The sequence below is a fragment of the Nocardia pneumoniae NBRC 100136 genome, from assembly GCF_000308755.1.
Lineage (GTDB): Bacteria > Actinomycetota > Actinomycetes > Mycobacteriales > Mycobacteriaceae > Nocardia > Nocardia pneumoniae.
On the sequence record NZ_BAGF01000145.1, the window covers coordinates 32,628 to 54,314 of the forward strand.

General features: G+C 68.0%; 21 protein-coding genes. 7 read left to right on the top strand and 14 right to left on the bottom strand.

The window, feature by feature from the left end; all coding sequences use genetic code 11:
* Nucleotides 1-138: 138 nt before the first annotated feature.
* From ON34_RS29215 to ON34_RS29245, 7 genes are read right to left on the bottom strand one after another with little or no spacing between them, the layout of a single operon-like run.
* Nucleotides 139-882: an SDR family NAD(P)-dependent oxidoreductase gene (locus tag ON34_RS29215; protein ID WP_040785705.1), complete on the bottom strand. Its 744-nt coding sequence runs from the start codon at nt 880-882 to the stop codon at nt 139-141.
* Entirely contained in the window at nt 879-2,228 is a 1,350-nt protein-coding gene (locus ON34_RS36445; protein ID WP_169333910.1) for an FAD-binding oxidoreductase, read from the bottom strand. Before ON34_RS36445 ends, ON34_RS29215 begins: the two co-directional genes overlap by 4 nt.
* The gene (locus tag ON34_RS36920; RefSeq protein ID WP_051023291.1) at nt 2,225-3,784 is read right to left on the bottom strand and encodes a styrene monooxygenase/indole monooxygenase family protein; all 1,560 of its coding nucleotides are present in this window, start codon (nt 3,782-3,784) and stop codon (nt 2,225-2,227) included. The genes ON34_RS36445 and ON34_RS36920 overlap by 4 nt, the downstream gene beginning before the upstream one ends.
* Nucleotides 3,766-4,671, bottom strand: coding sequence for an aminotransferase class IV (locus tag ON34_RS29230; RefSeq protein WP_040785707.1), 906 nt, complete (start codon nt 4,669-4,671; stop codon nt 3,766-3,768). Before ON34_RS29230 ends, ON34_RS36920 begins: the two co-directional genes overlap by 19 nt.
* Nucleotides 4,668-5,732 (bottom strand): GNAT family N-acetyltransferase, encoded by a 1,065-nt coding sequence (locus ON34_RS29235; RefSeq protein ID WP_040785709.1) that lies wholly within the window; start codon nt 5,730-5,732, stop codon nt 4,668-4,670. Before ON34_RS29235 ends, ON34_RS29230 begins: the two co-directional genes overlap by 4 nt.
* An 11-nt stretch (nt 5,733-5,743) precedes the next feature.
* Complete coding sequence (locus tag ON34_RS29240) at nt 5,744-6,142, bottom strand: nuclear transport factor 2 family protein (RefSeq protein ID WP_040785711.1); 399 nt, start codon at nt 6,140-6,142, stop codon at nt 5,744-5,746.
* Nucleotides 6,135-7,175 carry a cupin domain-containing protein gene (locus ON34_RS29245; protein WP_051023292.1) on the bottom strand — a complete coding sequence of 347 codons (1,041 nt, stop codon included), beginning with the start codon at nt 7,173-7,175 and terminating at the stop codon, nt 6,135-6,137. The genes ON34_RS29240 and ON34_RS29245 overlap by 8 nt, the downstream gene beginning before the upstream one ends.
* Nucleotides 7,176-8,677: 1,502 nt before the next feature.
* On the opposite strand from ON34_RS29245, the gene ON34_RS29250 reads away from it, so the two are divergent.
* The 3 genes from ON34_RS29250 to ON34_RS29260 all read left to right on the top strand — a co-directional run bounded on the left by ON34_RS29250 (nt 8,678) and on the right by ON34_RS29260 (nt 11,546).
* On the top strand, nt 8,678-9,604 hold the full coding sequence (locus ON34_RS29250) for an ATP-binding cassette domain-containing protein (protein WP_040785713.1): 927 nt from the start codon (nt 8,678-8,680) through the stop codon (nt 9,602-9,604).
* Nucleotides 9,601-10,413 (top strand): ABC transporter permease, encoded by an 813-nt coding sequence (locus ON34_RS29255; protein ID WP_040785715.1) that lies wholly within the window; start codon nt 9,601-9,603, stop codon nt 10,411-10,413. The genes ON34_RS29250 and ON34_RS29255 overlap by 4 nt, the downstream gene beginning before the upstream one ends.
* Before the next feature lie 467 nt (nt 10,414-10,880).
* Nucleotides 10,881-11,546 carry a sigma-70 family RNA polymerase sigma factor gene (locus ON34_RS29260; protein ID WP_040785716.1) on the top strand — a complete coding sequence of 222 codons (666 nt, stop codon included), beginning with the start codon at nt 10,881-10,883 and terminating at the stop codon, nt 11,544-11,546.
* Between the two features lie 686 nt (nt 11,547-12,232).
* Here ON34_RS29260 and ON34_RS29265 read toward each other — a convergent pair.
* Genes ON34_RS29265 through ON34_RS29285 form a run of 5 tightly spaced genes read right to left on the bottom strand, consistent with a single transcriptional unit; the run spans nt 12,233 to nt 15,897 of the window.
* Nucleotides 12,233-12,646: a hypothetical protein gene (locus tag ON34_RS29265; protein WP_040785717.1), complete on the bottom strand. Its 414-nt coding sequence runs from the start codon at nt 12,644-12,646 to the stop codon at nt 12,233-12,235.
* Entirely contained in the window at nt 12,643-13,932 is a 1,290-nt protein-coding gene (locus ON34_RS29270) for a molybdopterin-dependent oxidoreductase (RefSeq protein ID WP_245548250.1), read from the bottom strand. Before ON34_RS29270 ends, ON34_RS29265 begins: the two co-directional genes overlap by 4 nt.
* Nucleotides 13,902-14,555, bottom strand: coding sequence for a methyltransferase domain-containing protein (locus ON34_RS29275; RefSeq protein WP_040785718.1), 654 nt, complete (start codon nt 14,553-14,555; stop codon nt 13,902-13,904). The genes ON34_RS29270 and ON34_RS29275 overlap by 31 nt, the downstream gene beginning before the upstream one ends.
* A complete protein-coding gene (locus ON34_RS29280) occupies nt 14,552-15,241 on the bottom strand; it encodes a TIGR04282 family arsenosugar biosynthesis glycosyltransferase (protein ID WP_245548251.1) in 690 nt (229 codons plus the stop codon). Before ON34_RS29280 ends, ON34_RS29275 begins: the two co-directional genes overlap by 4 nt.
* The gene (locus ON34_RS29285; RefSeq protein ID WP_040785741.1) at nt 15,238-15,897 is read right to left on the bottom strand and encodes a glycosyltransferase family 2 protein; all 660 of its coding nucleotides are present in this window, start codon (nt 15,895-15,897) and stop codon (nt 15,238-15,240) included. Before ON34_RS29285 ends, ON34_RS29280 begins: the two co-directional genes overlap by 4 nt.
* A 136-nt stretch (nt 15,898-16,033) precedes the next feature.
* Here ON34_RS29285 and ON34_RS29290 point away from each other — a divergent pair, with 136 nt between their 5' ends.
* Genes ON34_RS29290 through ON34_RS29300 form a run of 3 tightly spaced genes read left to right on the top strand, consistent with a single transcriptional unit; the run spans nt 16,034 to nt 19,096 of the window.
* Entirely contained in the window at nt 16,034-17,368 is a 1,335-nt protein-coding gene (locus tag ON34_RS29290; RefSeq protein WP_040785719.1) for a hypothetical protein, read from the top strand.
* Nucleotides 17,369-17,373: 5 nt separating this feature from the next.
* Nucleotides 17,374-18,078 (top strand): response regulator transcription factor, encoded by a 705-nt coding sequence (locus ON34_RS29295; RefSeq protein WP_040785743.1) that lies wholly within the window; start codon nt 17,374-17,376, stop codon nt 18,076-18,078.
* The gene (locus ON34_RS29300; protein ID WP_040785720.1) at nt 18,071-19,096 is read left to right on the top strand and encodes a sensor histidine kinase; all 1,026 of its coding nucleotides are present in this window, start codon (nt 18,071-18,073) and stop codon (nt 19,094-19,096) included. The genes ON34_RS29295 and ON34_RS29300 overlap by 8 nt, the downstream gene beginning before the upstream one ends.
* Nucleotide 19,097: 1 nt before the next feature.
* Here the strand turns inward: ON34_RS29300 and ON34_RS29305 are convergent, their stop codons facing one another.
* Nucleotides 19,098-20,156: an NAD-dependent epimerase/dehydratase family protein gene (locus ON34_RS29305; RefSeq protein ID WP_040785748.1), complete on the bottom strand. Its 1,059-nt coding sequence runs from the start codon at nt 20,154-20,156 to the stop codon at nt 19,098-19,100.
* Nucleotides 20,157-20,412: 256 nt separating this feature from the next.
* On the opposite strand from ON34_RS29305, the gene ON34_RS29310 reads away from it, so the two are divergent.
* Nucleotides 20,413-20,724 (top strand): TetR/AcrR family transcriptional regulator, encoded by a 312-nt coding sequence (locus ON34_RS29310; protein WP_051023293.1) that lies wholly within the window; start codon nt 20,413-20,415, stop codon nt 20,722-20,724.
* 558 nt (nt 20,725-21,282) lie between these two features.
* Here the strand turns inward: ON34_RS29310 and ON34_RS29315 are convergent.
* On the bottom strand, nt 21,283-21,687 hold a 405-nt coding region (locus ON34_RS29315), incomplete at its 5' end, for an SDR family NAD(P)-dependent oxidoreductase (protein WP_040785722.1).

Sequence of the window (21,687 nt, forward strand, 5' to 3'; positions counted from 1 at the left end):
GCACCGGGCTTCGTCGACCGGCTCGAAGAGTTTCTCTCGTCGGGCACTATCGGTCGAGCACCACCTGGGTAGGCGATTGCGATTCTGGAACACGAGCACGACACCCGTGTACGTGGGTGGTTACGGCGCGTCCGGCCGTTACTGCAGGCCGCCGTCGACGTCGATGACCTGCCCGGTGATCCAGCCGGCGTCGTCGGATGCGAGGAACGCGACGACCTTGGCGATGTCGCGCGGCTGTCCGATGCGGCCGAGCGATGTCACGGCGATCAACGCTTCGCGCTCCGGCGGAGTAAGTGTCCCGTCCAGCTGCGCAGTGTCGACGATGCCCGGGGCGACGGCGTTGACAGTGATGCCACGGGCGCCCAGCTCGGCGGCCTGGCATCGGGCCGCCGCTTCCACGGCCGCCTTCGTGGCCGCATAGGCGGTGCTGGTCGCGGCGATACGACGGGCAAGGCCGGAGGAGATGTAGATGATCCGCCCGCCGTCACTCAGCTGTGCCGCCGCGGCCACGGTGGTGAGGATCCCGCCATTGACATTGGTGTCGAAGTGTTCGGCGAGGTGGCCGAGGTCGACGTTCTCGGTGGATCGGCGACGGTAGACCGCGGCGTTGTTGACCAGAATGTCCAGCCGGCCGGCCAACCGCACCGCGCTGTCCACCAGGTTCTGGCGTTGTTCGGCGACCCGCAGGTCGGCACGAACGAGGTGGACACGCCCGCCGTCGGCAGTAATGGCGGACGCTACCGATTCCGCCTCGTCCCGGAAGCGTTCGTCCTGGTAGTTCACGACAACAGTCGCGCCGTGCGCGGCCAGTTCCGCCGCCGTGGCCGCCCCGATGCCGCGGGACGCGCCGGTGACGACGGCGACCTTCTGATCGAGTTTCATCGATCGACCTCCGGGGGGATATTGCGGTTGAATCGGAACATGTTGGCGGGATCGTGAATTCGCTTCAGCGAGCGCAGCCTCGAGTAGGCGTCGCCGTATGCCCCGGGGATCCGGTGGTCCTCGTCGTAGTCGAGGTAATTGACGTACGCGCCGGGTGCCGCGTGCCGTGCGACCGCATCGCCGAAGGCCCGGGTCCACTCAACCTGTGCCGCATCGGCATCTGGTGCGTCCCAGCCGTTCACGACGAGGAAGGAGTAGCGGGCGTCGCGTCCGCCGAACGACGTCGCTTCGGCCGGCACCCGGCCGACCGCGCCGCCGAGGTGTTCCAGGAAGACCTGGGTGAACGGCGCATCGATGGAACGGCAGCGCTCGACGATCACGTCGGCGGCGGCATCGCTCAACTCGGAAAAGTAGTGTGCGCGCAAATGATATCGGGCGCCGGGCGGGGTGCTGCTGTCGTGAACGGCCTGCAGTTCGCCAGCGCTCATCGTACGTACGGAGTCGTGCATCGGTTCGCCGAGCGGCGCGAGCGGGGCGAGGAGGCCATCGAGGGCGTCCTGCGGTCCGTTGTAGCACAGGCCGATGCCGGTGCTGTGGCTTCCGTCCGGATTGCTCGAATAGTAGAAGTGGGTGACCATTTCATCACCGGCACCGGCGGTGATCTCCCGATACGCGTTCAGCACGTCCCTGGCCCTGCCGGCGGGATAGAGCTTCACGCCCGCCACGACCCGGCGGACGGGATGCAAGCGCAGCGTCAGTGAGGTGACGGCACCGAAGTTCGACCCGGCCCCGCGCATCGCCCAGAACAGGTCGGGCTCGGTGTCGGCATCGACGGTGCGCAGTCGCCCGTCGGCGGTCACCATCTCCAGCGACTGGATGTTGTCGCAGGCCGTGCCGTAACTGCGCATGAGCCAGCCGAGACCGCCGTGCAGCGCGAATCCGGCGACACCGACGGTCGCGACGGAGGCACCGGTGGTAGCCAGCCCGAACCGGTCGGCCGCGGCCGCCAGGTCGCCCCACCGCACGCCAGATCCGACTCGGACGCGCCGATTTTCGGGATCGAGCTCGATTCGGTCGAGCGCCGCGGTGGAGGCGACGAGTGCATCGTCGGGCATCGACCGAGCCGCGACGTCGTGCCCTGCGCCCACCACGGCGAGGGGGAGGCCCTCTCCTGCGGCGAACTCGACGACGCGTCGCACGTCGGACACATCGGCGCAGCCCGCGATGAGCGCGGGACGCCGATCCAATCCCTTCCATATCCGCCGAGTGCGGTCGTAATCTGGGTGGGCGGCATCGATGATCTGTCCGCGGAAAGCTGCGGGCAGCCGTAAGGCGCGAAGTGTCATGCGATCTCCTCGCTGGGGGACCGGTGGTGGACCACCGCCGTCCAGGTGTCGTTCTCCCGCCGCCACAAGGTGGAGCAGTGCCAGGTGCCGTGCCGATAGGTGACCAGCTGAGCGGTGTCGGTCATCGGCACCACCGTGACGTCGGCCGGGTGATCGGTCGCCTCGACCGGCGCCGCCGCGTGGTGCCAGCGTTCTTTCGGGTGGCAGCCTTCCGCCGTGACCAGCACGCCGTCGGCGGCAACAAGCGCATCGAGGGTGCCGTCCTCGGGGCGACGGAGGGAGTCGAGCAGGCGCAGCTCCCGATCGACGACCGCGCTGTCCGGGTCGGAGGCATCGATGCTCCCGGTGGCTCGGCGGATGAATTCTGCCGCTCGTCGTGCGGTTGCCATGGAACCCCACATCTGTTTCGGGTTGTCGAAATTGTCGAGGAATGCGTCGGCGAGGCGCTGACTGTGCTGTGCCGCCCGGAACACCTCCATGACATGGTCCGGTGGTGGGCCGAGCGCGGACTGCGTCCACTCCGTGACGTCGCGAGCGAGATCCCACAGCCGCGTTTCCCATTCGTGGCAGAAGTGCTCGTCGAACGCCGGGCCCACCTCGATCATCCGCCCGAGTTCCCAGGCGGCGGCGACGGCGAGGTTGGCGCCCTGACCAGTGACCGGATCATTGAGCACAGCCGCGTCGCCGACCGCGACCGCGTAGGTGTCGGGCCCGAGCCGGGTCCACGGCGTGCGAACCGTGCCGGTGATCGAACCCTGCAGCAAGTCCAGCGGCCGGGTGAGGGCGAAGCGCCGCCGATCGATGCGGTCCAAGATCTCCGAATCGGACTCACGCAGCAGCTCGAGCACGACCTGTGCGCACGCGTGCGGATCGTCGTAGTAGCGGTTGCGCACACGCTGCGCCCATGGCCCGTCCGGCAGGGCCTCGAAGGTGATCCCGGCGACCCGACCGGTCAGCGCATAGACCGGGGTCTGGAAGATCTCACCTGCGCCGGGAGCGATCTCGAAGTGCATGCCCATCGGATCGGTGTGTGCCACACCGGTGAAGAACCCGGCGAGGATGAACCGCGAGGGGTGGTCGGCGGAGCGGGACGCGTCGCGTGGGAACAGCGTGTCGACACCCTGGCGACCGGAGGCGACCACCACCAGGTCGTGGTCGGCCGCATGCGCGGCGACCGCGGAATCCGCGTCCGGCACCGCGACGACCTGCCCGCCTCGCTCACGATAGTCCGCGAGCAGCTGCGGCAGGTAGATGCGGAAGTCGACGTAGCTGGCCTCGTGGGTGAGGTGTGCGCAGAACGCGATCGGCGGGTCGCCGCCCACGCGCACGTGCGCGCAGCGCATGCCGAAATCGGTGAAATTCCAATGGTCTATACCGAGTTCCCGCTCGCGGGCCCTGGTCCGGCCGAACCGGCACACGTTGTTGGGCAGCCGTCCGTCCCGAATCTGTTCGGGGGTCTTGTCGGCGTAGAGCGTCGTGGGGATTCCGCGCTGCTGCAGCAGCAGCGCCAGATGCAGCGCCGAGATCCCCATGCCGACTATCCCGATGCCGCGCATGAAGCCTCCTTCTGGTGGTCGCCGCCGACCAGGCGGAAGTAGGCCTCCGCCAGGGCCCGGGTGACCGGACGGCCGGCCCCGTACTGGGTGTCGCGGAACGACGCGACGGGCCGGACACCGATCGCGGTCCCGGTGAGGAACACCTCGCCGGCGGCGGCGACCTCGTCCGGCGTCAGCCGACACACTCGGGCCGGGATACCGGCCTGTGCGGCCAGGCGGAGCACGGTTTGCCGCGTGATGCCGTCGAGAAAGGTGTCGGCCACTGGCGTAGCGAGTTCGCCGTCGCGGACGATGAAGACATTCGCGCCGGTGGCCTCGGCCACGAAACCGCGGTGGTCGAGCAGCAGTGCGTCGTCGAAGCCGTGCTGCCTGGCCTCGGTCAGCGCCAGGGACCCGACGAGGTAGTTGGCGGAGGTCTTCGCCTGCACCGGAGCCATGGTCGGGGCGGGGCGGGTCCACCGGGACAAGCCGACGTGCAATGGCCGTGTGCCGTCCGGGGACCGCCGCGGCCATTCGAGAACGGCGATGGCCAAGTGCACGGTGGTCCCGGACGGATCGATGCCGATGACTTCGTCACCCCGCCAGACGACCGGACGGACATACGCGTCTGCGAATCCGGCCGCAGCGACGGTTTCCTCGATCGCGGCGGCGATCTGCGCCGCCGTCCACGGCACCGGCATGCCGATCGCCGCGGCGGAGGCGTGCAACCGGTCCACGTGCGCGGACACCGCGAACGGTGTGCCGCGATACGTTCGGAGGCCTTCGAAGACGCAGGCCGCGTTGTGCAGGCCAAAGCTCAGCACCGGCACGCTCGCCGTCGCGGGATCCACCTGCTGGCCGTCCATCCAGACGGCGCCCACCCGCCGGGCTGTTGCGAGTCCACTCATACGATGTCTCGTGGTAGTACCACATCCCGGGCAGACCGGCGGTCCGCGGCGGCGCGCAGTGCCGCCAGGGCCGTGTTCATCGAGGCGCGTGCCGCCGCGCGCAGTGCGGCGAACTCCTCGTGCCGGTCGCCGGTGACCGGCGCGATGTGATTGCTGACGACATGGAATCGGTTCGCCCCCAGGTTCAGCTTCGCCAGCTGGGCACCGCGCCCGAGGTTGAACCGGTGGATGCCGCGAGACCACCCCCACCGATAGATCCGGTACAACGCAGTGGCGTAGAGGTTCTGCGCCGGTGGGACGACGGCGTGGTCGATACCCTGCACCAGGACCTCGACGGTGTTCGACTCGGGATAGCGCATCGCCAGCACGGCTTGTACCGGTGTGCCACCGGATCGCTGCCGATGCAGGAAGAAGCACATCCGCTCGCCCAAGGCGGATCTCGTGAGATCGCGCAGGATCGGCAGGGCGAAATGATTGCGGGTGTGGCCGTACTTCGCCAGGTTGAGCCGGTGTAACCGGTCGAAGGCCGTGAGGATTTCATCGTCGATCCGGTCACCAGTGGTCATGTGCCACTCGAACTGTTCTTCGGCACGGCGCACCATCCGCCGCAGCTCCCGGAATCTCGCTCCGCCCATCAGTGTCCGCAGCTGGTGATCGGGCTCGTCGTCGGTGACGAACTCGGCCTCCACGAACCATGGCAATTCGACGAAACCGTGCCGTTCCAGCAGGGCCGCGGCGCCGCGCACTACCGGATACAACAGCCACCGCGCCCCGCCGGATACCGCTGCCCAGATGTCCGCCTCCAGCTCGGCCGCATCGGGCGCCGTGGTGTGCGGCCGGTAGAAGTAACCACCGGCGATGAGTGCGGGATCGGCGGCGGGCGTCTCGACACCCAGTGCCTCGGTGACCGCGCGCCAGTGCATGATCTTGCCCAGCGGAACAACGGGGCTCGAAGTCCCGTAGAGCCGGCATACCGCGTTCCGCCATGGCTGGGGGTCGGCCGGACCGCCGCTGCCGGTCACCAGCACCGGCTCGGCGTGGGTCGCCGCATTTCGGGTCATCCGAACCGCTTTCAATCGGATCGGCCGGCGGAGGCCGGGGTCTCATGGTGGAAGACCGCCTGCCACCGACCGTCCCCGAGTCGCCAGATGCTGCTGCAGTAGACGACTTCCGGTAGCGAGGTGCCGTTGAATTCGCCCCACTGCCGGAGCCGGTACGTCAGTGCCGCGACGCCCTCTCCCGCGGGGACCACCTGGACCTGGTCGGCCGCGAAGCGGGCGCCCGGGGCAAGTCCGTCGATGCTGTCGATCAGCTCGCGCTGACGCACGAGGCCCATCGTCGCGTCGAAGCCGTAACCGTCCGGGTGCATCAGCTCTTCCATGGCGGCCTGGTCACCGCGGAAAATCGCCGCAAGCACTTGGCGTTCCAGCTCTTCGAACCGGGCGGGGTCGTGGGCCTCGATTTCAGACATGGTCGAGTGACGCCGTCCGCCGGGCGTTTTCGGCGATCCGGTCACACAGCAAGCCCATCATCTGCCAGCCCTGGCGCAGCATTGTGCCGACCTCGGCGGGTGTCCAGTCCTCGCGCTCGGCCAGTGCCCGGTATCCCATTTCGAGATGCTCGGCGTCCGCACCGTCGTGCAGTTGGAAGTACCGGCTGTCCGGGAACGAGGAGAGTCCGGCGACATGGAAGATCAGCCCGCTGCCCTCGAGCACCAAATGCGCCAGAACCGTGCGCTCCACCGAAGACGCCGTGGTCATGCGATCCACGAACCACGACGAGACGGCGGCGATCACTGGATCCCACGGTGCGCGGCGACCGTCGCGGATCTCGGCCAGCAGCCGGTTGTGGCCGATCTCCTCGGCGAGATGTTCGTCGGCGAGCGCGCGCGCCGGTCCGTCGTACTCGCCGGCGACCCGCGCGGCGATCACGCGCTGGAACCCGTCGGACCACCCTTGGAGATGATCGAGCAGACCGTCGCGCACCCGCGGCGGCTGCGCGTCGAGCTCGCGGACCAGGCGGACCAGTGCGTGGTCTTCGAATTCACGCATGTACCGGTCGTTTTCCGCGCGCACGGCCGCGAGTTCCGGTCGGTCACCGACGAAAGTGACCCGGGGATCGTCCAGATTCTCGTACAGGCCTGCGCCCTCGAATTGGATCGACAGCGCCCAAAAGCCATCCGGCGCGGTACCCACGAATCCGTGCCGCGCATCCGGCGGAACCACGACGACGTCACCGGCCCGGATGTCCGAGGTGATGTCGCCGATGGCCCGGCCGGTTCCCTCGGCGATGACGATCATGCTTTTCGTGGGATGCTGGTGGACCGCGAGTTCCTCGTCCGCTCGCAGTCGCACCCAGCTGACCGAAAGCCGGCTGAAATCGGGAACGAACTCCTCGAGCGTGGGATTGCGATGAAAGTCCTTGAGCAGGCCTATGTTGTGGACTTCGCCGTCGACGACAACCGAGGTGATTTCCGGTAGCGCATCGCGCGCAATCACTTCCATATGCTTCCTTGTTTCCGCACTGCGTCCTACGTCCGCCGCCGTCCCCCAAGCGAGCGGGCAGGGAGAGTCTAAGCCAGCAAACTATGACTTTCGAGGAAAGCGTGGTCGTACCTATTCCCAGCGAATGTAAGTGGGCCCCTGTAATGTCGATGGCGGGATGCGGCGGCTTCACTGACATCGCCTCGTCAGCTGGCGTTTACCCGGCAGCAAAGACGTCATCCAGCAACACCTCAGTGCAGAGGTCTCCGCGCAGGCGCATTCCAGCCGGTGCTTATCCTCCGGGGCCCGGATTCGCGGCGCACGCCACGATGGCACCGCACGCCCGATAGGTGCGCGCCACGAGGCATTCTCGGGCCGTCATGGCCGCGTAGGCTCGACCGACGGATCGGACAAACCATTCCTGCCATCCACGTTGCCCGCGCTGGCAGCGGCCGCGCGTATGGAGACGAGCCTGTGGGCGCCAACTTGAAGCGAGCCGACCTCTGCAGCTGTAACAGCGACATAGAGTTATTCGCTATAGGGGATAGGCATCGGAAAGCCCGTGAGCAGAGCCGCAGCGCATCGGCCGCACTGTTCTGACTGGACAGACGACGCGGGTCCAACCGAACTGGCGTGACCCACACAAGCCCCGCAGGGGCCCCGGGGGGTGGAGGGTGCCCACCCCCCGGGTGGGTGGGACGCCCGCAGGGGGTGGGCACCTCTACCCAGATCGGACCGTAACGGATTTTCGAGTCAGCCATCACATGATTCGACCTCCGCGCGATGAAGGCCCGCCGCGACGCACGCTGCATCACGGCGACCTGCGGCAACGTGCACGCCGATGTGGTTGTGCGCCAGCTCGAGCCGCAGCCATCGACCCTCGACCGGCTTCGGTGCCGAGCGCGGCCGTCAGGAAGTGCCTGCGTGCGGCGGTCGCGGCCAAAGTGATGTAGTCCACCGTGAAGGCTCCGCCCAAAGAGTCGATGGCGTTGCCGACCGCGTCCAGTATCGCCGACGAGCGGGAACTGGGCCGCATCGCAGCCGACGCCGACATCGACTCACTCACCCTGTCCCTGGTCGGTGGCGGGCATCGCCGCGACGACGAAACTGCCGATCACCCGCGCGCTGGTCCAACCCGCCTCGCTGCCTTCCCCTGCTCAATAAGCGAACGCCCCGAACCGCTCAGTCAACTTTTCGGAGCGCAGGTCAGCACAGGATGCATCCGCAATGGTGCCTCTTTCCCATACGCATCCGCGTCCAGCTGCAGGGTGCGGAGTGGCAGTGATTGCTGTCGTCGGTGTCACTGCGCGGTGTGGGTCGCGGGATCCGGCGTAGCTCGCCCGCGTGGGATCCACCTGATGACCGGCCGCCGCTGGGGGGGCAGTGCGTCCAACCAGCGGCTGGTTCGTCTGAGGAAGCGGACTCCCATCCACCCGGGGTGGGAACACACCTTCTTCCGAGAGGAACCCTGCGATGACCATCCACCTTTCCAACCACCTGTTCAACCGCGTCGGGGGTGTGCGATGAGCGCCCCGGCCGTCGTGGTCGAGGATCTGCACGTCGCCTACGGCAAAACCTGGGCCCTCGACGGTGTCGATCTGGAAGTTGCCGCCGGGACGACGCTGGGGGTGCTCGGGCACAACGGGGCGGGCAAAACGACCCTGATTCGTGCCCTCACCACTCTGGTGCGGCCCACGATCGGCCGTGTGGAGATCGGGGGGCTCGACGTGGTCGCCGACGCCACCGAGGTCCGTCGCCGGATCGGGGTGACCGGTCAATATGCCGGACTCGACGAATTCCTCACTGCCCGGGAGAATTTGGAGCTGATCGGCCGCCTTGCCGGGCTGCGCCGCACCGCCCGCGCACGGGCCGACGGGCTGATCGACCGGCTCGGGCTGGGCGAGTACGCGATCCGGCGGGTCGGGGAACTGTCCGGCGGTTCCCGCCGCCGCGTCGATCTGGCCGCCAGCCTTGTCGGCGACCCGTCGGTGCTGTTCCTCGACGAGCCGACCACTGGTCTTGACCCCCTGGCCCGCGCCGGATTGTGGGATGTCGTCGACGAGCTCACCGCTGCGGGCACCACCGTCTTGCTGACGACCCAGTATCTTGAGGAGGCCGACCGGCTCGCCGACAACATCGTGGTGCTCAGCCACGGCCGGGTCGCCGCTCGCGGCGCTCCCTCGGAGTTGAAGCGGATCGTCGGCGGCAAGGTCTTGCACGCCACCGTCCCCGCTCACCGGATCGCGGATCTGCCGTTCACCCCGGACACCGATCGGGTCGAGGGCACCTGGGTGCGGGTGTCGGTCACCGTCGACGATGCCCGCACCGCGACCGCGCTGGTGGCCGACCTGCACCGCGGCGGCATCGACGTCACCGATCTGGACGTGGCTTCCCCGAGCCTCGACGACGTCTTCACTCACCTCGCCCACACCACCGGAGCCCACCGATGAACACCACCACTACGACCGTGATCGGGCGTTCCCCGATCGTCGACCAACTCGCCGCCCTGACTGTGCGGAACCTGCGCACCAGCGCCCGCGTGCCGCAGTTGCTGATGTTCTCGCTGACCATGCCGATGGCGATGCTCGTGCTGTTCAGCCAGGTGTTCCGTAGCGTCGCCGCCGGACCCGGCTTCCCGGCCGGGGTCAGCTACATCGACTTCCTCACCCCGGCCATGCTCGCGGTCTCCACGGTGATGGCCGGCACCAACGCCGGAGTCTCCGCCGCGATCGATCACACCACCGGCCTGCACGACCGCTTCGCGGCCCTGCCGATGCGCGCGACGTTGCCAGGGATGGCTCGCACCATCAACGAGGCCGTGTTCACCCTCGCCCGAGCCGGGCTGCTCGGAATCGCCGCGGTACTACTGGGTTTCGACTTCCACGGCACCGCTATCGATGCCGTTGCCGCGGTCGTGGTTCTGGTGGTGCTGGCGGGGGCGATGAGCGCGCTGTTCGGGCTGATCGGGGACCGGCTGCGCCGCCCGGATGTGGTCCAGTTCGCCGGAATGATGGTGATGATGCCACTGATGTTCGTCTCGAGTGCGTTCGCACCGATCCGCACCATGCCCGGCTTGATGCAGGCCATGGCCACGCTGAACCCGGTCGCGCACGCCACCGACGCCCTGCGCGGGCACGTGCTGGGCACCGCCACCGCCGCCGACACTGCCGCCGCCCTGGTCGCGGCGCTCGGACTGTGGGCCGCGGTCACCGCAGTCCCCGCCCTCACCCGCATGGTTCGGTCGGCAAGCGCTCGCTGAACGACGGCGCACTCGTCTCGTCCTTCCATCAGGGAAGGACGAGGCGGGTTCTGCGTGTGCGGTGCGCCCGGAGCCGGGCACGTCCATGGCCCCTACCCGGCGAGGGCGTAGGGGCGCACGGGGTGTGCTGTTTCAGCGGATACGCCCGGTGCGGGCGTCGACGCGCTCATGGGATGGCGTCGAGCAGATGCAGTTCCTCGGCCACGATCAGATCGACCTCTTCGTCGGTCAGATCCGACAGCAGATGTGTCGTGAGCATCGCTCTCACCTCCTCACCGCGCTCATCGGGTCTGTCGAATCGGCGAATCCGACATCGACATCGACATCCATACAGACGTGACACGCCGGATCGGGACGCACGGATGCGTCCGATCGGGGTCATCACCGTCATTACGTGCGATGACGAACCAAAGGCTCGCCGCCGCGCTAGCAGGCGAGGATGCTGGAGACGGAGAGGAACCACGATCATGAGCCAGCCAACGGCCACCACCGCGACCACACCCCAGCCGCAACCCGGTGATCTCGAACAGCTCTGGCGCCGCTTTTCCAGCGACCTGCGCGCCTTCATCGCCCGCCGGGTCTCCCGCCCAGAAGACGCCGACGACATCCTGTCGACCGTGTTCCTGCGAATGGCCAAAAGCCTGGACAACTTGCGCGACCAGGACCGGCTGCTGGGCTGGATGTATGCCATCACCCGCAACGCCATCACCGACTACTACCGTTCCGCGCCCCATCGCCGCGAACTCCCCGTCGACGCCGTCCCCGACAACCCGTCCACAGGCGAGGACGAACTCGGCGCCGACGAGGCGGCGCAGAAAGAACTCGCCTCCTGCCTGGTGCCGATGCTTTCCGCGCTGCCCGCCGAGCAGGCGGCCGCGGTGAAGATGGTCGACCTCGACGCCCGCACGCACGCCGCTGCCGCCAGCGAGGCCGGTATCTCGGTGTCCGGGATGAAATCCCGTGTCCAACGCGGCCGCGCCGCCCTCCACGCCCAACTGCACGCCTGCTGCCAGATCAGCCAGGACCGGGCCGGCCACGTCCACGACTACCAACCCCGCGAGGGAGCCTGCGGAGACACAGCCGGCAGTGACGGAGGCTGCGGCTGTGGTGCTGCCGCACCCTCGGACCAGTAGACCGGCGCATCGGCTCGGAACGTCCACCGGTCACCCGCACGTCACCACGACCAGACAAAGATGCGGTGCGAGCCTCTCGAGGCTCGCACCGCACTGTCCCGGGTGAGAGCTACTGAAAGCCGCATCCGCCGCCGGCCGTGGCTGCCGAAGCGCAGCACGTCGCCTTTTCGCTGTCATCGCAGCACGCGGTCTGCCGTTCGGTGCTGCAACACGTGGGCGCCGCAGGTTGCGGGGGTGCGTCCGTGCGAACTGTCGCCGGGGACTCGAACTCGGTCGGGTCGGTCATGGTGACTCCTTGATCCGTGGGGACTGGCATCAGGACAGACGGAGGAGAACAGGAAAGGACGCACCTCGACGCGGTGTGAGTGAACGCGGGAGGACAATCGCGGCACGGTCGAAGATTCGGCTGGGGCCTTGGAATCCTCCCGGCGGTCATCGAACCGGCGTGGCGTCTCTCTGGCGTCTCCACGCATCGCGAAATGAGGATGGCCACCGAGCCGCAGACGACGGGGACGACTCACCGCTCACCTCGCCGCAGTGCCGCACGTCCCTCCGGACCGGCTCGTAACCACCGTGTTCACGGCGATCACCTTCGCCTTCACGGCTATCGGTGTTTCGGCTATACCCGCCGCGATCTCCACACCTGAGCTCGTGAACCCGCCGCGACGAGAGCGTCAAGTCTTTTGTTATCGAAGGCGTCGATGCTGTCGCTGTATCAACAAGATGATGGCGACGAGCGACCACACCACGGTCACGGCGGCGATCAGGCCGAGTGAGTAGGAGCGATCCAGCACGGTCGGATTGTCCGGCATCGCGTTTCGGCGTCCGATTACTGGCGCGGCGATCAATGCGAGTGTGACGGTGCATACGGCGCCGCACGCCGCGGGTGCCCACCCGTCGATGGGGAGGATTCGTCGCGCGCCGAGTCCGGTGGCCGCCGCCAGCGGAGCGAAGACGGCGTCGTGCACGAGGATTCCGCCGCAGAACCACAGCGCGACGGAGATCAGGTCCGTGGGGGGGAGGTCCAGGAGCGCGGCGATGCCATACCAGCCGAGCCCGAGGCCGGTTACGAGCAGGAGGCCGCGTGCGGCGGTGATCATGACAGCACCTCGATTCGGAAGAGCCATTTCGTCTGTAAGACGCCTGGGCGGTTCGGCGCGATGAGACGGCACGGATAGCCGTGGTCGAGGTCGAGTGTTTGCCCGTTCAGCGTCAGCGCGATGAGCGTGTCCTGATCTGTCGCGTGGTGTGCGGGCAGAACCGAGCTTCGATAGAGGCCGCTGGCTTCCAGGGAATCGAAACGCACATCGCCTCCGCTATATCCGACGACGGCGAGTATGTCCCGCAGCCGGACACCGGACCAGTAGGCGGACGCCGACCACCCTTCGACGCATGCGATCGGCAGTCGCGCCGTGGCCTGTGGCAGCGCGGCCAATTCGTCCAGGGTGAACTCGTGCCGCCGGTTGCCAGCGGTTATGACCAGCCGGTAGCGCGGATCGTTTGCACGTTCGACGACACCAGCCGCGGTCGCCGATCTATTGACGGGAACTCCCTGTGGGCCTTGGCCGCTGCGCGGTGCGAGGACCGCCATCCAGCGCAGGAATGGTACGGTCTGCCCCGCGACCGCCAGCGCGGCAACCGCGGCGGAAGCCCATGCCGCGTTCAGTATCGCGCGGCGGGATATACGAGGGGCGGCGGCTGCTGGGCCGACCGAAGGTGTATCTTCGCGAACGTTCATCGCGGGCGGTTCGGCGGTCGACAGCGGTCCGGTCGCAGCTGGTTTCGCCGATGTGGTGGCGGATGCGGCACCGGCCGAGGAGTCGATGGGGCGGCTCAACGCGTTTCGCACCACTGGCAGCTTCACGGCCAGATGCACCGAGAGTGCCCCGATAGCGACGTAGGCCATCGCATAGTGCGCGGTGGGGAAGAAGAACTTCCATGGGTAGTACTGGGCGATGTTCGCCAGTCCGGTCGACAGCTGGAAGATGACCGATCCCACGAGCAAGCCGATCGATCCGCGTTCGGCGATCGCCAGTGGCGAACGCAGGACCGGTCGCCGGAACAGCCTCGGGTATACCGCCCACAATTTCACCAGCAGCAGGGGAATGGCGGCGACTCCGGCGATGATGTGCGAGCCCTGGGTGAGTCGATACAGCCATACAGGTCGGGTGGGCCACCAGAACCAGGTCGGCGGATGCTGTATCCAGTGGCTGATCAGGCCGGTCGTGAAGCACACCAGAATCGCGATGCCGAGTGGGATGCCGACTCGGCTGGCAACTTCGGGTCCGCGCGGGCCGGAATCGGTTTTGCGACTCGATAATTCGTTCCGTCGCCGGATTGCCCAGTTCCGCGCGATCATGCCGGAACCGCCGTCGGGGTCCGGCATCGGTCCAGACAGGCGATGTGTCGCCCATGCACCTCGAGGGTCGTGCGTACCCGGAACCCGGTGGCCCTGGCCAGCGCTTCGGCGTGCTCGATGCCTACGCGCGCCCACGGAAAACATTGGCTGGCAGCGTTATTCGTCTCGAGGCGCAGTCGCTCGGAAACCATGCCGGTGCCGGGGCTGTCGAATTCGACTACGGCGACTCCGTCGCCCGCGAGCAGGTCGCGAATCCGGGCGAGCAACCGACCCGGGTCGGCGCCGATGCCGATATTGCCGTCCGCGAGCAGCGCGTAGGACCATCGCCCGGTGCCGGGCAGCGGCCCGAACAGATCGCGGTGCAGGGCGGGCGCCCCGCGAAATCTGGTGATCGCCACGGCCATGGGCGAGATGTCCACACCGAGGGCGACAACGCCGCGCCGTAGCAGCGCGGCGACCAGTCGTCCCGGTCCACAGCCGAGGTCGATCGTCGGTCCGTCGCACAGGCGAGTCAAGGCGGTGTCGGCGCGGCGATCGGCGGGGTCGGCGGTTCCCAACCAGCGTCGTATCGGCAACGCGCGTCTGCTTCCGTCTGCGGCGCGGACCCAGCAGTCCGCGCCGGTCAGCGCTTGGTCGAAGGTCCCGCTCATCGCGTCGCCAGGTGTCGTCGGCGCAGGCGGTGCACCGTGTCGGCGAACCGTCCCCGGGTGGACGTGGCGACGCGCATGGCGTCTTCGAACCGGTCGACATCGGAGTGCGTCGGCAGTGTGCGAACGTGTAAACCGCACTGCTGCACCGCCTTTCGGGTCAGTAGTCCGGTGCGGTGGGTCGACATCGGCACGGTGATGAGGGCGCGCGCTGGCTGCGGGGTGGGTAGGCCGAGCGCCCACCAGCCGCCATCGGTGGCCGGGCCGAGCACGGCGTCGCCGGTGTCGACGAGTTCGCCGGCGGCGCGGGTCAGTTGCGTCGCGTCGATCTGTGGTGTGTCCATGCCGATCTGCAGTACTGGCAGGGCTGCCCGGGCGGCATCGGCATGCGCGTTGGCCAGTCGTTCGCCGAAGGTGCGGCCGCGTTGCGGCACGACCCGGAAGTGGGCCAGCAGTCGCCGTAGTTCGCCCCGGCGCTCGGCTGCGGTGAGGTCGCCGGTCAGAGCGACGACGCGGTGGGCGACGTCGGTGTGCAGCACGGCCTCGAGTGTGTCGAGCAACGACGCCGCGGCGAGATCTGCTGCTTCGTGTGGTGTGAGCGGCGGTGTCAGGCGTGTCTTGGCGAATCCGGCGACGGGCGCCTTCGCCAGCACCAGAAGTGTCGCGGATCGAGTCGTCGGAAACATCATTTCAGGACCGTCCAGAAGTCCCGAGTGGCGCGCAGCGATCCACGCCAGGAGCCGGACACTTTCGATGTGCCACCGGCTCGTGGTCGGTAGGTGATGTCTTTTTCGACGATCCGCCACTGTGCTTTCGCGGCGCCGATGAGCAGTTCCAGCGGGTAGCCGAAGCGGGTGTGCAGCGGCCCCAGTGCGAGGAGCGACGCGCGGCGGGCGACGCGCATCGCGGCGATGTCGTGCACCGGCACGCCGTGCTTATGGCGCAGTCGTCCGGCGATTATCCGGTTGCCGAGGTGGGCGTGCCAGGGCCACACGCCAGGGCGTACCGGTCTGCGTCGGCCGACCGCGAGATCCGCACCCGCCAGTACCGCCTCGACGAGCATCGGCAGTTCGGTGGGGTCCATCGAGCCGTCGCCGTCGAGGACCGCGATCAACTCGGTCTGCGCCGCGGCGACACCGGTCTGGACCGCGGCGCCGTATCCGGGCCGGGGCTCGGCGACCACCCGGGCTCCACCCGCCTGCGCGACGGTCGCGGTGGCGTCGGTGGATCCGTTGTCGACGACCAGTACCCGGTAGCCGGCGGGAATGGCCGCCAAGACGTTTGGCAACGCTTCAGCTTCGTCTCGACACGGGATGACGACTGTCACGCCGTATCGCTCGTCCATGGGTTCGGTCACCGTGCCGACGCTATGCGCTCGAAAGCTCGACAGAGCCGCGAAACCGGTGACGAAACTCTGACGTTATGCATTTCGGTTCCTTCAGTCGCAGATCCGGGGATCACTCCGGCCTATCGTGACCTCTGTGCATGACCTGACCGAAGCCGCGCGGGGCAGGACTGTCCCATCGCGCGGCGATTTACTCGCCGCCGGGGCCGCCGTCGCGCTGGTTGTCACCGCATTCGTCATTCCGCGAATCGCCAGCGAACAGTGGCGTCGCTCGCTGTACGCGGGCGCGGCGCCGATCTTCGGCGAGTGGCTGCCCCATGCCGGGTGGGGAACCGTGCCCGCGATTCTCCTCGCGGCGGCGATCGTCACGAGCGGCCCTGCGGTCGTGGCCCGGCTGTCCTGGCCCCGGCTGCTGGGTGCGGCCTATGCCGCGTCGGTCTGCTGGGCGCTGTCGCTGGCGCTGGTCGACGGCTGGCGGCGAGGTTTCACCGACCGGCTGACGGATCGCAACGAGTACCTGTACGAGGTTCCCGGAGTCACCGACCTGCATGCCGTGCTTCGCGGGTTCTCCGGCCGCATTCTCGACTTCCAGCCCGACTCGTGGACCACGCACGTTTCCGGGCACCCTCCCGGAGCCCTGTTGTTCTTCGTGATCCTGGACCGGGCCGGGCTCGGCGGCGGTGCGTGGGCAGGATTGGCCTGCCTGGTGATCGGCTGCAGCGTGGTGATCGCCGTGGCCGTCGCGCTGAGCGCGCTAGGAGCCCAGGCCCAGGCGCGGGCCGCGTTACCGTTCCTGGTGCTCGCGCCTGCCGCGTTGTGGATCGCAGTGTCGGCCGACGCGATATTCGCCGCGACCGCCGCGTGGGCTGTCGCGTTGCTCGCGATCGCGACCCGCTCCGGCCGTGCCCCGGCCGCGGTCGGCGCAGGGGTGTTGTTCGGCCTCGGCGCTTACCTCAGTTACGGACTGGTGCTCATGGCTCTCCCGGCCGCGGCTGTCCTCATCACTGGCCGGACGTTGCGGCCACTGCTTCCCGCGCTCGCCGGTGCGCTGACGGTTGTCGTGGCGTTCACCGCCGCCGGGTTCTGGTGGCTCGACGGCTACCACCTGGTCGTCCAGCGCTACTACCAGGGCATTGCCGCCGAGCGGCCGTTCGGCTACTGGTGGTGGGGCAATCTGGCGGCAACCGTGTGCGCTGTCGGTTTGGCGACCGTCGCGGCGCTGCCGGGAGCGATCGCGCGGCTGCGCGCTGCGGACCCGGCGGCGATTCTGGTGGCCGCCGGTTTGGGTGCGGTCCTCATCGCCGACGCCAGCGGTTTGAGCAAGGCCGAGACCGAGCGGATCTGGCTGCCGTTCGACGTGTGGCTACTCGTCGGCACCGCGTTCCTGCCGAGAGCATCGGCACGGATCTGGCTTACGGTGCAGGCGGTGGGGACGTTGGTACTCGCTCATCTGATCCTGACGAATTGGTGATCGCCATGTGCATACTCATCGCCGACGACGACCCCGTGGTACGAGAGGTCGTCCGCCGCTATCTCGAACGCGACGGCCTGACCGTGATCGAGACCGCCGACGGGGCGAGCGCTACCGCTGCGCTGGCGCGCCGCGACGACGAGGTCGAGCTCGCGGTGCTGGACGTGATGATGCCCGCGCCGGACGGCATAGACATCTGCCGCGCCGTCCGCTCCGGGCCACGTCCGGACACCCCGATCATCCTGCTCACCGCGCTCGGTGAGGAAGACGACCGGGTGGTCGGGCTCGAGGCGGGCGCCGACGATTACGTGACCAAGCCGTTCAGCCCGCGCGAACTGGCGCTGCGTGTGGCGTCGGTGCTGCGCAGGTCACGGCCACCGGCCACCCCCGGCCACCTGGTGCTGCGCGACGGCCGCGTCGAGGTGCGGCCCGCTGCGCGGTTCGTGTCCGCGAACGGCGTCCCAGTGGACCTGACGCCGCGCGAGTTCGACCTTCTCGAATTCCTGGTGCGGCATCCTGGTGCGGTGTTCAGTCGCGAGGAGCTGCTCGCACGGGTGTGGGGTTGGGACTTCGGCGACCTGTCGACCGTCACCGTGCACGTCAAGCGATTGCGTGCCAAGCTCGGTGACCATCATCGGATCGACACGATATGGGGACGCGGCTACGCGTGGAGACGCGCCGGTGGCGAGCAGGAGGCGTCGAATGGATGAGTCGACGGTACAGCTGGTGCTCTACACTGCGGCCGGATCGGCGCCGGTGGTGCTGTTCGGCGCGATTCTGCTGCGTGCGGCCGGTAGCCGGTCGCTGACCACCAGCATGGTGGCGCTGGTGTTGATTCCGATCCTCTCGGCGTTGGCCGGCATGACCGTCGTGAGCGGGCTGATGTTCACCACCGAGCTGCACCACACACTGGTCGTGCTCGTCGTCGTCGCCGCGGTCACCGTCCCCGCCGCAGTACTGCTCGGTCGTCAGCAGGCCCGTAAAACCGTCTGGGAGAAGCAGATACGGGAACAAGAGCGAGCCGCCGAGCACTCCAGGCGTGAGCTGGTCGCATGGGTCAGCCACGATCTGCGCACCCCGCTCGCGGGCATCCGCGCCATGGCCGAGGCGCTCTCGGACGGCGTGGTGACCGACAGCGCCGACGTATCGCGCTACGCCGCACAGATCGGCCGGGAGGTCCACCGGCTTTCCGGCATGGTCGACGACCTGTTCGAAATGTCGAAGATCAACGCCGGTGCGTTGCGACTGGAGTTGGAGCCGATCGATCTGCGCGAGCTGATCGATGAGGTGCTCGCCGCCAATCGCACGACCGCCGAGCGCGCCACGGTGGCGCTCTACGCCGAACACCCGGACTCCCGGATCACGGTCGCGGCCGACGATCGGGCGCTGGGACGCGTGCTGACGAATCTGGTGTCGAACGCGATCGCGCACACCCCGCCTGGTGGTCACGTGGCGATCTCGGCCGGATCCGACGACCGGCACGCCTGGGCCAGGGTCGACGACACGGGCCCCGGCATCGCCGAGAACGACCTTCCCCGGATCTTCGACATCGCCTACCGGGGCACGTCCACCCGATCACCGGTTGCCGCCGACGGCGTGCCCGCAGGCAGCGGCATGGGCCTGGCCATCGCCGCGGGGCTCGTCGAGGCGCACGCGGGCGATATCACCGCGGAGAATCGTGAACAAGGTTGCCGGTTCGAAGTACGGTTGCCGCTTCCGGGGCATTGAGTCAGATCGTCGGCGCGACTGCGCCTGTCGTCGCACGCAGGGGCGCGAACGCGAAGTCCGCGAGCCCCTTACGCGGCTCTACCCGCGCGGAAAACCCCAGCATGCGCTGCGCCGCGTCCGGGCTGGCGACGATATGGCGGACATCGCCGGGCCGGTACTCGCCGGTGACAACCGGCGGCAAACCACCACGGGCTCTCGCCAGCACCGCGGCGACCTCGCCGATCGTGATCGGCTGCCCTGAGCAGACGTTCAGGGCCGCGAATCCCGGCAACGGATGCTCGACGGCCGCCAGGTTGGCCGCCGCGACATCGGTGACGTGCACGAAATCTCGCAGCTGCCCGCCGTCTTCGAACACCCTTGGCCGATGTCCGGCCTCGAGAGCCGACCGGAAAATCGCCGCGACACCGGAATACGGTGTGTCCCTCGGCATATCATCGCCGTACACATTGTGGTACCGCAGGGCCGTGACAACGCCGCCGGTAGCGGCCGACCACGCCGCCGCATAGTGCTCCTGCGCCACCTTGCTGGCTGCGTACAGGCTGCGCGGACGTAACGGAGCGTGCTCGGGTACCGGCTCCCAATCCAACGCCGCATCGGTTTCAGCGCAACGGTGCTCGAACCGCCCACAGTCGAGATCCGCTCGATCGCGCAACCCCACGTCGACAATCTCTCCGCGCGCGTTTCGGTATCGGCCCTCGCCATAGACGACCATCGAGGACGCCAGAACCAACCTACGGCAGCCCATCTCAGCCATCGCGGCCAGCAAGACCGCCGTTCCCGAATCATTGTGGCTGGCATATGCGGGTGCGTCCGCGACGCTCACACCGGCTCCGACGACCGCGGCCTGGTGACAAACCACGTCGACGCCACGCAGCAACGGCTCGATGCCTCGGCGATCACGGACATCGACCCGAAGCACACCGTCCGGGACTGGTACACCAGGCCCGTGCGCCGCGGGCAACATCAGATCGACGGCAACCACCTCGTGCCCGGCCTCCGACAGCGCCCGGCGCACATGCGATCCGATGAACCCGGCGGCACCGGTCAACATGATCCGCATCGGCGTCACGCCCGGATGGCGCTGGTCGTGCGGGTTCCACCCGCGAAGTCGATATTCATGAGGTGATTCTGTCCGGACAGTAGCGGCAAAGTCGCGTGCGACCGCCCGCGCGTCATACTTTGGTCATTTCGCTGTGGCGATTCACTGTCACTCACCCGCCAAGGCCAGGCGTGTGTCCATGTTCCGCTCGAGCTCGCTCGATCGCGTCGGTGGCCGCGGTGAGGTCTTCACGCACGCGATCTCGACGCAGTAGGTCATGCGTCCTAGCCTCGGTGATTCGGCAAGCGGCAAGACGACTCGCGAACACATCGTCGAGGTGACGGACGAGGTGTTCTGCCATCGCGGGTTCGACCGGACCTCCTTCGCGTCCATCGCCGCGGCCGTGCATCTGTCGCGCGCCAACTTCTACTACCACTTCAAGGCCAAGGACGACATCCTCGACGCGGTCATCGACGCCCGCGTCGCCGACACCCGCCGCATGCTCGCCCAATGGGAGGATCAGGCGTGCGACCCAGGGCGTGGCCACCCTGGCCAATGCCTTCCACGACGAACAGTTCATCCGCCGTGAGGTCGGACGCCTGCACGACTGGCTCGACACCTACACCGACAACCCCGACCACACTGCCCGGTGACGACGCCGGGGCACACGACTGACGGAAATAGAAGCGACAAAAGCATGTTCGTAGTTCTGCTCAGGTTCTCCAGCAACCGGAATGACGCCCCGCAGCACATGACCGGACACCAGAAATGGATCGAACGCGGTCTCGCTGACGGTGTATTCCTGCTGGTCGGCAGCATCAAACCTGGCGTGGGTGGGGCCGTGCCGGCACACATACCGGATCGCCGGGCAGCTGCTACAGGCCGGCTGAATCGGCGCGGCTCACCAGGATCCGTCTCCCAGGCGGCGCATCTTCGTCGAACTTTGTGTGCGGCCTGGGCGTCGGTGAGCATCGCCCGATGGCGCTGAACGCCGACACGACGATGCTCATCAACGGCGCCGCGGGCGGCGTGGGCCACTTCGCACTACAGCTGGCGAAATGAAAGCATGCGGGCGCACCTGGATTTCACCGGGCAGCTGCGGCCGAGCAGGTCGAGGACTTTGGTGTTGACTTGCAGGAGTTCATCTTCAGTCGGCCCGGTAGCGGGAGGCGAGTTCGGGGCTCTGTCCGCTGAACACAGCGAGGTCGGCTTCGAAGACAGCGTCGAGGAGGCCGGCGTCTTCCACACCGGGGGCGCAGACGACTTCGCCGAGCTCGAGGCCGCGTAGTCCAGCGGCGACGACCTCGTCGGCGGTCATGCGGGGCACGGCGCTCAGGTCGAGGCCTTGGCGCTCGTGGAATTCGGTGGCGACGATGCCGGGGCAGAGGACCTCGACCTGGATGCCGGTGCCGTCCAGTTCGGCGCTGAGCGTCTGGGACATGGCGACGAGGTGGGCCAAGGTGCCCGCGTAGACGGCACGGCGGGGCATGACGGATCCGTCTGCGGGGCCGCTGAAGGCGATCATCCCGGCCACGTTGATGATCTTTCCTTC

What these genes read in the sequence shown, in the direction of transcription:
- ON34_RS29235 (WP_040785709.1), bottom strand. Translation starts at nt 5,732, where the DNA reads ATGACCCGAAATGCGGCGACCCACGCCGAGCCGGTGCTGGTGACCGGC.
- ON34_RS29300 (WP_040785720.1), top strand. Translation starts at nt 18,071, where the DNA reads ATGGATGAGTCGACGGTACAGCTGGTGCTCTACACTGCGGCCGGATCG.
- ON34_RS29270 (WP_245548250.1), bottom strand. Translation starts at nt 13,932, where the DNA reads ATGCCGGACCCCGACGGCGGTTCCGGCATGATCGCGCGGAACTGGGCA.
- ON34_RS36920 (WP_051023291.1), bottom strand. Translation starts at nt 3,784, where the DNA reads ATGCGCGGCATCGGGATAGTCGGCATGGGGATCTCGGCGCTGCATCTG.
- ON34_RS29265 (WP_040785717.1), bottom strand. Translation starts at nt 12,646, where the DNA reads ATGATCACCGCCGCACGCGGCCTCCTGCTCGTAACCGGCCTCGGGCTC.
- ON34_RS29255 (WP_040785715.1), top strand. Translation starts at nt 9,601, where the DNA reads ATGAACACCACCACTACGACCGTGATCGGGCGTTCCCCGATCGTCGAC.
- ON34_RS29305 (WP_040785748.1), bottom strand. Translation starts at nt 20,156, where the DNA reads ATGCGGATCATGTTGACCGGTGCCGCCGGGTTCATCGGATCGCATGTG.
- ON34_RS29275 (WP_040785718.1), bottom strand. Translation starts at nt 14,555, where the DNA reads ATGAGCGGGACCTTCGACCAAGCGCTGACCGGCGCGGACTGCTGGGTC.
- ON34_RS29230 (WP_040785707.1), bottom strand. Translation starts at nt 4,671, where the DNA reads ATGAGTGGACTCGCAACAGCCCGGCGGGTGGGCGCCGTCTGGATGGAC.
- ON34_RS29285 (WP_040785741.1), bottom strand. Translation starts at nt 15,897, where the DNA reads ATGGACGAGCGATACGGCGTGACAGTCGTCATCCCGTGTCGAGACGAA.
- ON34_RS29215 (WP_040785705.1), bottom strand. Translation starts at nt 882, where the DNA reads ATGAAACTCGATCAGAAGGTCGCCGTCGTCACCGGCGCGTCCCGCGGC.
- ON34_RS29295 (WP_040785743.1), top strand. Translation starts at nt 17,374, where the DNA reads ATGTGCATACTCATCGCCGACGACGACCCCGTGGTACGAGAGGTCGTC.
- ON34_RS29310 (WP_051023293.1), top strand. Translation starts at nt 20,413, where the DNA reads ATGCGTCCTAGCCTCGGTGATTCGGCAAGCGGCAAGACGACTCGCGAA.
- ON34_RS29280 (WP_245548251.1), bottom strand. Translation starts at nt 15,241, where the DNA reads ATGATGTTTCCGACGACTCGATCCGCGACACTTCTGGTGCTGGCGAAG.
- ON34_RS29240 (WP_040785711.1), bottom strand. Translation starts at nt 6,142, where the DNA reads ATGTCTGAAATCGAGGCCCACGACCCCGCCCGGTTCGAAGAGCTGGAA.
- ON34_RS36445 (WP_169333910.1), bottom strand. Translation starts at nt 2,228, where the DNA reads ATGACACTTCGCGCCTTACGGCTGCCCGCAGCTTTCCGCGGACAGATC.
- ON34_RS29250 (WP_040785713.1), top strand. Translation starts at nt 8,678, where the DNA reads ATGAGCGCCCCGGCCGTCGTGGTCGAGGATCTGCACGTCGCCTACGGC.
- ON34_RS29245 (WP_051023292.1), bottom strand. Translation starts at nt 7,175, where the DNA reads ATGGAAGTGATTGCGCGCGATGCGCTACCGGAAATCACCTCGGTTGTC.
- ON34_RS29260 (WP_040785716.1), top strand. Translation starts at nt 10,881, where the DNA reads ATGAGCCAGCCAACGGCCACCACCGCGACCACACCCCAGCCGCAACCC.